The 10089-nt window shown below is 42.9% G+C and carries 10 protein-coding genes; all 10 read left to right on the plus strand.

Annotated elements, in window-relative coordinates:
• The first annotated feature begins 197 nt into the window (after nt 1-197).
• The 10 genes from HMPREF1535_RS18070 (at nt 198) to HMPREF1535_RS18115 (ending at nt 9806) form a co-directional block, all read left to right on the plus strand.
• The gene (locus HMPREF1535_RS18070; RefSeq protein ID WP_010803197.1) at nt 198-1067 is read left to right on the plus strand and encodes a DUF58 domain-containing protein; all 870 of its coding nucleotides are present in this window, start codon (nt 198-200) and stop codon (nt 1065-1067) included.
• A gap of 2 nt (nt 1068-1069) precedes the next feature.
• On the plus strand, nt 1070-2071 hold the full coding sequence (locus HMPREF1535_RS18075; RefSeq protein ID WP_046147064.1) for a hypothetical protein: 1002 nt from the start codon (nt 1070-1072) through the stop codon (nt 2069-2071).
• Between the two features lies 1 nt (nt 2072).
• Complete coding sequence (locus HMPREF1535_RS18080; protein ID WP_007656551.1) at nt 2073-3059, plus strand: vWA domain-containing protein; 987 nt, start codon at nt 2073-2075, stop codon at nt 3057-3059.
• Between the two features lie 12 nt (nt 3060-3071).
• The gene (locus tag HMPREF1535_RS18085) at nt 3072-4091 is read left to right on the plus strand and encodes a vWA domain-containing protein (protein WP_007656552.1); all 1020 of its coding nucleotides are present in this window, start codon (nt 3072-3074) and stop codon (nt 4089-4091) included.
• Between the two features lie 13 nt (nt 4092-4104).
• Nucleotides 4105-4854: a tetratricopeptide repeat protein gene (locus tag HMPREF1535_RS18090; RefSeq protein ID WP_187386437.1), complete on the plus strand. Its 750-nt coding sequence runs from the start codon at nt 4105-4107 to the stop codon at nt 4852-4854.
• A gap of 32 nt (nt 4855-4886) precedes the next feature.
• Nucleotides 4887-6695, plus strand: a complete 1809-nt coding sequence (locus HMPREF1535_RS18095) for a BatD family protein (protein WP_010803193.1) — start codon at nt 4887-4889, stop codon at nt 6693-6695.
• A gap of 1 nt (nt 6696) precedes the next feature.
• Entirely contained in the window at nt 6697-7464 is a 768-nt protein-coding gene (locus tag HMPREF1535_RS18100) for a tetratricopeptide repeat protein (protein WP_007656555.1), read from the plus strand.
• On the plus strand, nt 7464-8150 hold the full coding sequence (locus tag HMPREF1535_RS18105) for a phosphatase PAP2 family protein (RefSeq protein ID WP_010803191.1): 687 nt from the start codon (nt 7464-7466) through the stop codon (nt 8148-8150). The genes HMPREF1535_RS18100 and HMPREF1535_RS18105 overlap by 1 nt, the downstream gene beginning before the upstream one ends.
• Nucleotides 8151-8302: 152 nt before the next feature.
• The gene (locus HMPREF1535_RS18110) at nt 8303-8578 is read left to right on the plus strand and encodes a hypothetical protein (protein ID WP_007656557.1); all 276 of its coding nucleotides are present in this window, start codon (nt 8303-8305) and stop codon (nt 8576-8578) included.
• A 115-nt stretch (nt 8579-8693) separates the two neighbouring features.
• The gene (locus HMPREF1535_RS18115) at nt 8694-9806 is read left to right on the plus strand and encodes a universal stress protein (RefSeq protein ID WP_046147065.1); all 1113 of its coding nucleotides are present in this window, start codon (nt 8694-8696) and stop codon (nt 9804-9806) included.
• Nucleotides 9807-10089: the final 283 nt, after the last annotated feature.

Consider the following 10089-nt stretch of genomic DNA (forward strand, 5'->3'; position numbering starts at 1 on the left):
TGCACCCTTGTAAAATGCTTTCCCGGCGTGGGAAACGACTTTACACCCTTGCAAAATGCTTTCCCGGTTTGGGAAACAGTTTTTCACCCTTGTAAAATGCTTTCCCGACTTGGGAAACGGTTTTTCACCCTTGTAAAATGCTTTCCCAACTTGGGAAACGGTTTTACATCAGTTTTGAAAGCACAAATTGAAGAAAAATGGAAACAAGTGAACTATTAAAGAAGGTTCGGCGAATTGAAATAAAGACCCGCGGCTTGTCCCGCAATATTTTTGCAGGACAATACCACTCTGCCTTTAAAGGCCGTGGTATGGCGTTCAGCGAAGTGCGCGAGTATCAATACGGCGACGATATCCGCGATATCGACTGGAACGTGACCGCCCGCTATGTGCGCCCTTATGTAAAGGTGTTCGAAGAAGAGCGCGAACTGACCGTGATGTTGCTGATCGATGTATCGGGGAGTAGAGACTTTGGTTCCGTGAACGTAATGAAGAAAGAGGTTATTACGGAGATCGCTGCGACATTGGCTTTTTCGGCTATACAAAATAACGATAAGATCGGTGTGGTGTTCTTCTCTGATAAGATCGAGAAATTTATTCCACCTCAGAAGGGGAAAAAACATATTCTTTATATCATTCGCGAACTGATCGACTTCAAGCCACAGGATACGAAGACGGATATCGCTCAGGTTTTGAAATTCCTGACCAACGCCATAAAGAAACGTTGTACGACTTTCCTGATATCCGACTTTATCGATAAGGATGGTTTTAAGGACGCCCTGACGATTGCCAACCGTAAACATGACGTGGTGGCTATCCAGGTGTACGACCGTCGCGAAACTGAACTTCCGTCTGTCGGATTGATGAAGATAAAAGATGCTGAAACCGGTGCAGAACGTTGGATCGACAGTTCTTCCGCCCGCGTCCGCGAAGCCTATAAGGAATGGTGGAATCGCCGGCAGACTATCATGAGCGATTCGTTCAAGAAATGCCGGGTAGATTCGGTTTCTATTCGTACGGAAGATGATTATGTGAAGGCATTGATTGCTCTTTTTGATAAACGTAGTTAAGCATGCAAAAGAAAATAATAAATAAAAGCTTTCTGTTTCTTCTTCTGTTCCTGCTGGCAGGAGGGAAGATGGTGGCACAGCAGACATTGATCGATGTAAAGATCGACTCGGCTGCCATCCTGATCGGAGAACAGACTGTTTTACATTTGACGGTTACGACAGACAAGGACAAACCGGTTCAGATAGTGATTCCCAACGACACATTGATGCGTGGGGTAGAAGTGCTGAGCCTTTCTAAAGCGGATTCGTCGGTTATCGAGAACGACCGCCTGCTGATCAAGCAGGATATTCTGATAACCTCTTTCGATTCGTCATTGTATCTGTTGCCGCCACTCAAAGTAATCGACGGAGTCGATACTGTTTATTCAAACCAGGTGGCCCTGAAAGTTTCGACCATTCCTGTGAATGTGGATAAACCGGAAGAGTTTTATGATATAAAGGATATATGGAAACCGCCTTTCGTGCTGGCAGACTACTATCCGCTTATCTATGGCATATTGCTGGCTCTGTTCCTGATTTGCGTGATTGCCTATATTATTAAACGTATACGCAACAAGCAATCCCTTATCCCGTTCAAGAAACCGGAACCGAAGCTCCCGCCTCACGAGCAGGCTATCAAGGAACTGGATGAGATCAAGCAGCAGAAACTCTGGCAGCAGGGTCGCAGCAAGGAGTATTATACGTTAATCACCGAGACATTGCGTCGCTATATCGTGGACCGCTTCGATATCAATGCGATGGAAATGACTTCCGGCGAAATCCTGGACATTATCCGCAAGCAGCACGAAGCTGATTCGGTTTACGAAAATCTGAAACAGATACTTAATTTGTCTGATTTCGTGAAATTCGCAAAAATGAATCCGCTGCCTGATGAGAATGATCTGAGTATGGTGAATGCATACTTATTTATTAATCAGACGAAGATTGAAGAAGTTGCCGTTCCTGAAGCAGAGACGGAAGGGAAAGCAACTGAAACAAACGATTCTAATATAACAAAAGAATAAAATGGTATTTGCAAATCCTACATATCTGTATTTGTTATTGCTGCTTATCCCGATGATAGGATGGTATATCTGGAAGCTCTGCAAAAGTCAGGCTAGTTTGCAGGTATCATCTTCGGAGGCATTCGATGCACCGGGAGCAACTTCATGGAAAGTATACCTGAGACATGTTCCTTTTATATTAAGGATGGCGGCAGTGACGGTACTTATTATCATACTGGCTCGTCCGCAGTCGACGAATAGCTGGCAAAACACCTCGACAGAAGGTATCGATATTGTACTGGCAATGGATATTTCCAGTAGTATGCTGGCACAGGACCTGAAACCGAACCGCCTGGAGGCCTCCAAAGATGTGGCGGCTTCCTTCATCAACGGTCGTCCGAACGATAATATCGGGTTGGTCGTTTTTGCAGCTGAAAGTTTCACACAGTGCCCGCTGACGACTGATCATACGGTGTTGTTAAACCTGTTCAAGGACATTCAACCGGGAATCATCCAGGATGGAACTGCCATCGGCCTGGGATTGGCTAATGCGGTAAGTCGTATAAAAGACAGTCAGGCTAAATCAAAAGTGATTATCCTCTTGACCGATGGTGTGAATAATGCGGGTGAGATTGCGCCGGTAACAGCTGCAGAGATTGCCAAAACATTCGGTATCCGGGTTTATTCGATCGGGGTAGGGACACAAGGTATGGCTCCTTATCCGTTCCAAACGGCATTCGGGGTACAATATCAGGATATTCCAGTCGAGATCGATGAAGCGACCTTGAAACAGGTTGCGGCAACGACCGGCGGACAGTATTTCCGTGCAACGGATAATGCCAGTCTGAAAGAAATCTATTCGGAGATCGACAAGATGGAAAAGACCAAGATCAGCGTTCAGCAATATAGCAAGAAACAGGAAGAATATAAGAACTGGGCCTTGTTGCTATTCGCTTTGCTTTTGGTTGAGATTTTATTGAGAAATACATTGTTAAGAAATATACCGTAAATATAAAGGCTTATGTTTCGTTTTGCACATCCGGACTTTTTGTACTTGCTTTTCATCCTTCCGGTGTTGATTGCATTTTATGTATATGCAATCATCCTGAAGAAAAAAGCAATAAAGAAATATGGTAATCCCGAATTGTTGGCAGAGTTGATGCCGGAGGTATCTCCCAAACGCCAGCATCTGAAGTTTTGGCTATTGTTCGGAGCCATCACGATGGTTATCTTTGTTATTGCGGGACCGCAGTTTGGTTCTAAACTGGAAACCGTAAAACGCCAGGGCGTCGAAATAATGGTTTGCCTGGACGTCTCCAACTCCATGTTGGCCGAAGACGTATCACCCAACCGTCTGGATAAAGCTAAACAGATGTTGTCGAAACTGACGGATGGTTTTAAGGATGACAAGATGGGGTTGATCGTTTTTGCCGGTGACGCTTTCACCCAGCTGCCGATCACTTCCGATTATATTTCGGCAAAGATGTTCCTGTCATCCATCAACCCGTCGATGGTGTCGACACAAGGTACGGCTATTGGTTCGGCTATCAATCTGGCTATGCGTTCATTCACTCCCAGTGAAACATCCGATAAGACAATTATCCTGATCACGGACGGTGAGAACCATGAAGGCGATGCTGTAAAAGCCGCTGCCGCTGCTGCCGAAAAAGGCATTCATGTGAATATTGTCGGCATGGGTGATCCGAAAGGTTCCCCGATTCCTGTTGCAGGAGCCAACAATTATATGAAGGATAAAGACGGCAATGTCGTTATCACGAAGTTGAGCGAACAAATGTGCCAGGAGATCGCAGCCGCAGGACATGGCATGTATGTCCGTGCCGACAATACCAACTCTGCATTGAAAGCATTGCAGAAAGAGATAGAGAAGATGAATAAATCGGAACTCGACAGCAAAGTCTATTCCGAATACAACGAACAATTTCAGACACTGGCATGGATCGCATTGATCCTGTTGATCGTAGACTTCCTTACCTTAGACAGGAAGAACCGAATTTTCAGAAAAGTAAAATTGTTCTCTTAATTCAATGGATAAGATGAGACGTATACGAAAATCAATGATATGGATGGGAGCGCTCCTGTTTTGCTCGGGAGCGGTGTTTGCCCAAAAGGCTGAACGTAAGAACGTACGTGAAGGAAACAAGTTGTATGGCAACGAAAAGTTTACCGAATCGGAAATTGCTTACCGTAAAAGTCTGGAAGTAAATCCCCGTTCAGTTGAAGGAACTTACAATCTGGGGAACGCCTTATACAAACAGAAAAAGTTTCCTGAAGCAGCTGAGCAATACCAGTTGCTGACCGGTATTGCTGAAAAGATGGCTGAAACTGAAGAAGGAAAAGCCCGTCTTGCAAATATATTCCATAATCTGGGCGACATTAGCATGCAGAATAAAGAGTATGACAAAAGTGTGGAAGCATTCAAACAGTCTTTGCGTTTGAATCCGGCTGATGACGAGACCCGCTACAATCTGGCATTAGCCCAGAAGTTGCTGGAAAATCAACAGAATGAGAATCAGGATCAAAACCAGGATCAGCAGAACCAGGACAAGAACGAAGATCAGGAAAATAAGGACGATCAACAGCAACAAGACCAGCAGCAGCAACAGCAAGACGACAAGAAAGAAAATAAGACTCAGCAAGAACAGCAGCAAAATGAACAGATGAGTCGGGACAATGCGCAGCAGATGCTCGATGCCTTCCTGCAGGATGAAAAGGATACGCAGGAGAAAGTAAAGAAAGCACAGGCACAACAGCAACAACGTCGCAAAACAGATAAAGAGTGGTAATTGATACAGAAAACAGAAAAAACAACAATATAATGAGAAGATTAGCTTTCTTATTCGTTCTATTTCTAACAGCCGGGGTGATGGCAAAGGCCGCTGATGTGACCTTTAAGGCAGTCGCTCCGAATGCTGTTGTGATGGGGCAACAATTCAGATTGGCGTATACCGTAAATGCTGAAGCGAAGGCAAGCGATTTGCGGATACCCGAACTTACGGATTTCGAAGTACTGATGGGGCCGTCTCTTGCCACAAGTTCGAGTACTCAGATTATTAATGGAAATGTTTCTTCGGAAGTCGCTTACACATTTACTTATATCCTGATGCCGAAGAAAGAGGGTACGTTTAATATCGGGGCAGCTTCTATCAAGGTAAAAGGAGCGAATTACACATCCAACTCGTTAAGTGTAAAAGTACTTCCTCCGGACAAGGCTGCCGAAGCAAATGGCGGACAAGCCGGAACAGGTATAGGCAAGGATGATTATTTTGTGAGAATGGAAGTTTCAAACCGGAATGTGTATGAACAGGAAGGTTTTCTGGTCACTTTCAAATTATATGCAGCACGCATGTGCGGACTGGAAGGAGTAAAATTTCCGGAGTTTGAAGGATTTCTTGCTCAGGAGATAGAGTTGCCGCAGGAAAAGCAATGGTCGCAGGAACATTATAACGGTCGTAACTATTTCACCGTTGTTTTGAAACAAACAGTCCTTTATCCGCAACGTTCAGGAAAACTGACAATAGAAAGCGGTAAGTTCGACGCTATTATCAGTATTCCGACCCAACGGAAAATAAGCAGCATCTTTGATAGTTTCGATGACATGTACGACAGAGTACGGAAAGCATTGGTATCGAGTCCTGCTACAATAGATGTGAAGCCGTTGCCTTCCGGTAAACCGGCATCGTTCTCCGGTGCGGTAGGTAATTTCACCATGACATCGGATATTAATTCCAATAATGTAAAGACAAATGATGCTGTTACTATTAAAGTGAAGATTTCCGGTAACGGAAATATCAAACTGATCAAGAATCCGGAAGTTGTTTTCCCGAATGATTTCGATACTTTCGACCCAAAACAGGAAACAGATGTCAGAACGACAACTGCCGGAGTAAGTGGAAGCAAAACGATCGAATACATGGCTATTCCCCGTTATGCCGGAGATTTTGAGATACCGGCTATCTCTTTCTCTTATTTCGATCCTAAATCAGGCACTTATAAGACATTGAAGTCCGATCCTTACAAGCTTCATGTAGAACAAGGCGAGGGGGGAAGCAGTAATTCTCCGGTCGTGTCTAATTTCAGCAATAAAGAGAGTGTGAAGTATCTGGGTAAAGATATCCGTTTCCTGAAAGTGAAAGATTTCAATTTCATTGCCAACAACGATATTTTCTTTGGATCGTTCATGTATTACATGTGCTATCTGGTACCGGCCATCCTGTTTATTGTCTTCTTCTTTATTTATCGCAAGCAAGTAAAGGAAAATGCCAACATAGCATTGGTTCGTACTAAAAAGGCAAATAAAATCGCTGTCAGGAGATTGAAGAATGCCGGCAAGCTGATGAAGGAAAACAAGAAAGAAGAGTTCTATGATGAAGTTCTCCGGGCTTTGTGGGGATATTTGAGTGATAAACTGAATATTCCTCAGGCAAGTCTGACCAAAGATAATGTGGAAACCGAATTGGCCAAATTTGGTGTGGATGATACCTTAACAAATGAGTTTATGGATATTCTGAACACCTGCGAATTTGCCCGCTATGCGCCGGCTCAGGCTTCGGATGCTATGGATAAGTTATATGAGTTAACCGTAGACGCCATTGGTAAGATGGAGAATACAATTAAAAAGCAATAAGATGAAAACGAATATAAAGATTAGAAATATATTGTTTTTTCTATTGATTCAGTGTCTGGCATGGACTGCTTATGCACAGGATGCAGCGATAAAGGAAGCTGAGACTGCGTATACCAAAGAAGATTATGGAAAAGCAATCGAGTTATATGAAGGAATACTGAAAAGTAATGGCGACTCACCGGAGATTTATTATAATCTGGGGAACGCTTATTACAAAGCAGGAAAGATTGCCTCTGCAATATTGAATTATGAGCGGGCGCTGGTTCTTGATCCGGGTGACGCCGATGTCCGTTTCAACTTACAGATGGCACGTCAGAAGACTGTTGACAAGATTGAACCGGTAGACGGATTTTTCCTGAGCAGATGGTTCGAATCCATTCAGAATATGGGAGCAGCTGACTCCTGGGCTAAAATGGGAATCGTTTGTTTCATCTTATTCATCGGATGCCTGATCTTGTTTTTCTTTTCAAGGCAGATTCGCCTGAAGAAAGTCGGTTTCTATATCGGTGTGCTGCTTTTGCTTTGTGTGATTATGACAAATATCTTTGCCGCAAATCAGAAGAGCGAACTGGTAAACCGTACACATGCTATTGTTTTTGCTCCGACAGTAACAGTGAAAAGTTCTCCGGATGCAAGTGGTACGGATTTGTTCGTTCTGCATGAAGGAACAAAAGTGTCTGTCAGAAGTACATTAGGCGACTGGAGTGAAATAGCACTGGAAGATGGTAATGTTGGCTGGATGCCGACAAAAGATATAGAAACAATCTGATGGTAGAAAAAATATTAGTTTACGAACGGGATTTGTTCTTCATGCTTAACGGCAGCGATTCTCCTTTCCTTGACCGCTTTATGTGGTTGTATTCGGGTAAGGCAGTCTGGCTGCCGTTAGCCTTTTTTATATTGGTCGTACTGCTGTATAAGAAGAAATGGCGGGAATCTATCCTGATATTACTGGCGATAGTGCTGGTAATAACTCTTTGTGACCAGTTTGCTTCACATGTGTGCAAACCCATTTTTACCCGCTTCCGGCCGACACATCATCCGGATTTTATGGATCAGGTAAAAACTGTCTTTGATTACCGGGGCGGCCGATACGGTTTTATTTCCAGCCATGCTGCTAATGCTTTCGGTTTTGCGACCTTTATGTCATTGTTGTTCCGTTACCGGCTGTTTACATGGACGATCTTCCTTTGGGCTGCTCTTACCGCTTATACCCGTGTATATCTGGGGGTCCATTTTATTTCGGATATTGTTCCCGGAGCGATCGCAGGAGTATTCTTTGGCTGGTTGGTATATTGGCTATATGTCAAAGTCCGTCCGGTAGTTACCGGTACAAACAGTAATGCCAGTGAGCTATATTCGGTCGGGCAGAAGCGTCTGATCGTATATGCGATTTTCATTGCTGTTTTAATAATAGCAGTATTTAATGTTCAATTAGTTGCCTGTTTAAGATAAAATAAGTAGTTACAGTTAAATATAACACATGTCGTAAAGCATGTTTGCTAAAAGGTTTATTTTAACGAAATAATTTGTCCCTCTGATTTATATTGCTTAAGTTAGTGCCATTAATTAATAAACGAAGTATTAACCTTCAAAATAAGGAAACCATGACAAAGACAATCACTTTTAATGAATTGCGCAGAATTAAAGACCGTCTGCCTGACGGTAGTACTCATCGTATTGCAGATGAGTTAGGTTTATCAGTTGAAACTGTTCGTAATTATTTTGGTGGATATAATTATAAGGATGGTAAAAGCTGTGGGATACATATCGAACCCGGACCAGATGGTGGTTTGGTAGTTCTGGATGATACAACAATATTTGAACGTGCTTTACAGATACTGGCGGAAACAGAGGATGTATCTGAAGCACAGCAGGCGTAAAGAATTTTACAGTACATAAAAAATCCCATAGCTGACTAAACAAAAACGCTGTGGGATTTTTTTTATTAGTGATATTAGCATTTTCCGATTGTTTAATCTATAAAAACACACGAGTATGGAAGATAAATTAGTAACATTAGCTATTCACACGTTCGAGAAAGCTCAGATTCTCAAAACAATACTTGAAACGGAAGGAATTGAAGTTTATATACATAATGTAAATCAGATTCAACCGGTCGTTTCGGCAGGAGTGCGTGTGAGAATTAAGGAAAGTGATCTGCCTCATGCCTTGCGCATAATAGAGGACAGTAAGTGGCTCAGTGAGGATACGCAGGAAGAAGTTGCAGCCCCGCAGGTGAAAAAGATCCTGATCCCGGTTGATTTTTCTGATTATTCCATTAAGGCTTGTGAACTGGGTATTAATTATGCCTATCATGCAGGTGCGGAAGTAATGATCATGCATGCTTATTTCAGCCCATATTTTCCTTCGGCAATTCCGATGGGAGACACGTTGGCTTACCAGGTAAATGAAGAAGAGTCTGTACAGAACGTGTTGAAACGTGTACAGATCGATATGGAGAACATCTGCACATTGATCAATCGTAAGATGCAGGCTGGCGAATTGCCTAAGGTAAAATATAATTATGTATTACGGGAAGGTCTGCCTGAAGAAGAAATCCTCGCATATTGTAAGGAATATCATCCTACGCTTATTGTCATGGGTACGCGTGGAAAGAGCCAGAAAGATATGGATCTGATTGGCAGTGTCACCGGTGAAGTGATAGAAGTGAACAAAGTACCTGTTCTGGCAATTCCGGAAAACATACGCTTCAATGATTTTAGCGAAGCCAAAAATATTGCATTCGCTACTTCCTTCAACCAGCGCGACCTGGTGGCTTTCGATGAATTTATGGACCTGGTGAAGGGATATGATATTCATATTCATCTGTTCAATATATCGACAAGTAAAGACGAATGGAACGAAATACGTCTGACTGGTGTCCGCGAATATTTCCTGAAACAATATCCGGATGCAAACATTACCCATACGGTGCTGGCCGACGGGGATTTGTTGCTGGCTATCGAAAAGTTTGTCCGCGATAAACAAATCGACATGATTGCATTAAGCACATACCGTCGCAATATTCTAGCACGTATGTTCAACCCGTCGATTGCACGCAAGATGCTATTTCACACCGATACACCGTTATTGGTGATGCATGCTTAATACTTAAAATATATAAGAGAATCGTAGCCCCGGTAGTTGTTTGCCGGGGCTTTTTTTATACAATTCCTAAGCCGGAGTTGTACAGCTTTTGGTGTGCATTTTTAGTAGTAATCCCGTATTGTTAATGTGCGTAAAAAAAGGAAAGAGAGAGTCAGAAAAAAACGGTAAAAATAGAAAATGGAGAGTTTGAACGACAGTTTGAATCTCAACGGGAAGAGAAAAAAGCGAAAATACCTTTCTTTTATAAGAAAGAGAGACTGTATCAAAATGATTGATAATCTAG

The organism is Parabacteroides goldsteinii DSM 19448 = WAL 12034 (genome assembly GCF_000969835.1).
GTDB classification, from domain to species: Bacteria; Bacteroidota; Bacteroidia; order Bacteroidales; family Tannerellaceae; genus Parabacteroides; species Parabacteroides goldsteinii.

What these genes read in the sequence shown, in the direction of transcription:
- HMPREF1535_RS18070 (WP_010803197.1), top strand. Translation starts at nt 198, where the DNA reads ATGGAAACAAGTGAACTATTAAAGAAGGTTCGGCGAATTGAAATAAAG.
- HMPREF1535_RS18075 (WP_046147064.1), top strand. Translation starts at nt 1,070, where the DNA reads ATGCAAAAGAAAATAATAAATAAAAGCTTTCTGTTTCTTCTTCTGTTC.
- HMPREF1535_RS18080 (WP_007656551.1), top strand. Translation starts at nt 2,073, where the DNA reads ATGGTATTTGCAAATCCTACATATCTGTATTTGTTATTGCTGCTTATC.
- HMPREF1535_RS18085 (WP_007656552.1), top strand. Translation starts at nt 3,072, where the DNA reads ATGTTTCGTTTTGCACATCCGGACTTTTTGTACTTGCTTTTCATCCTT.
- HMPREF1535_RS18090 (WP_187386437.1), top strand. Translation starts at nt 4,105, where the DNA reads ATGAGACGTATACGAAAATCAATGATATGGATGGGAGCGCTCCTGTTT.
- HMPREF1535_RS18095 (WP_010803193.1), top strand. Translation starts at nt 4,887, where the DNA reads ATGAGAAGATTAGCTTTCTTATTCGTTCTATTTCTAACAGCCGGGGTG.
- HMPREF1535_RS18100 (WP_007656555.1), top strand. Translation starts at nt 6,697, where the DNA reads ATGAAAACGAATATAAAGATTAGAAATATATTGTTTTTTCTATTGATT.
- HMPREF1535_RS18105 (WP_010803191.1), top strand. Translation starts at nt 7,464, where the DNA reads ATGGTAGAAAAAATATTAGTTTACGAACGGGATTTGTTCTTCATGCTT.
- HMPREF1535_RS18110 (WP_007656557.1), top strand. Translation starts at nt 8,303, where the DNA reads ATGACAAAGACAATCACTTTTAATGAATTGCGCAGAATTAAAGACCGT.
- HMPREF1535_RS18115 (WP_046147065.1), top strand. Translation starts at nt 8,694, where the DNA reads ATGGAAGATAAATTAGTAACATTAGCTATTCACACGTTCGAGAAAGCT.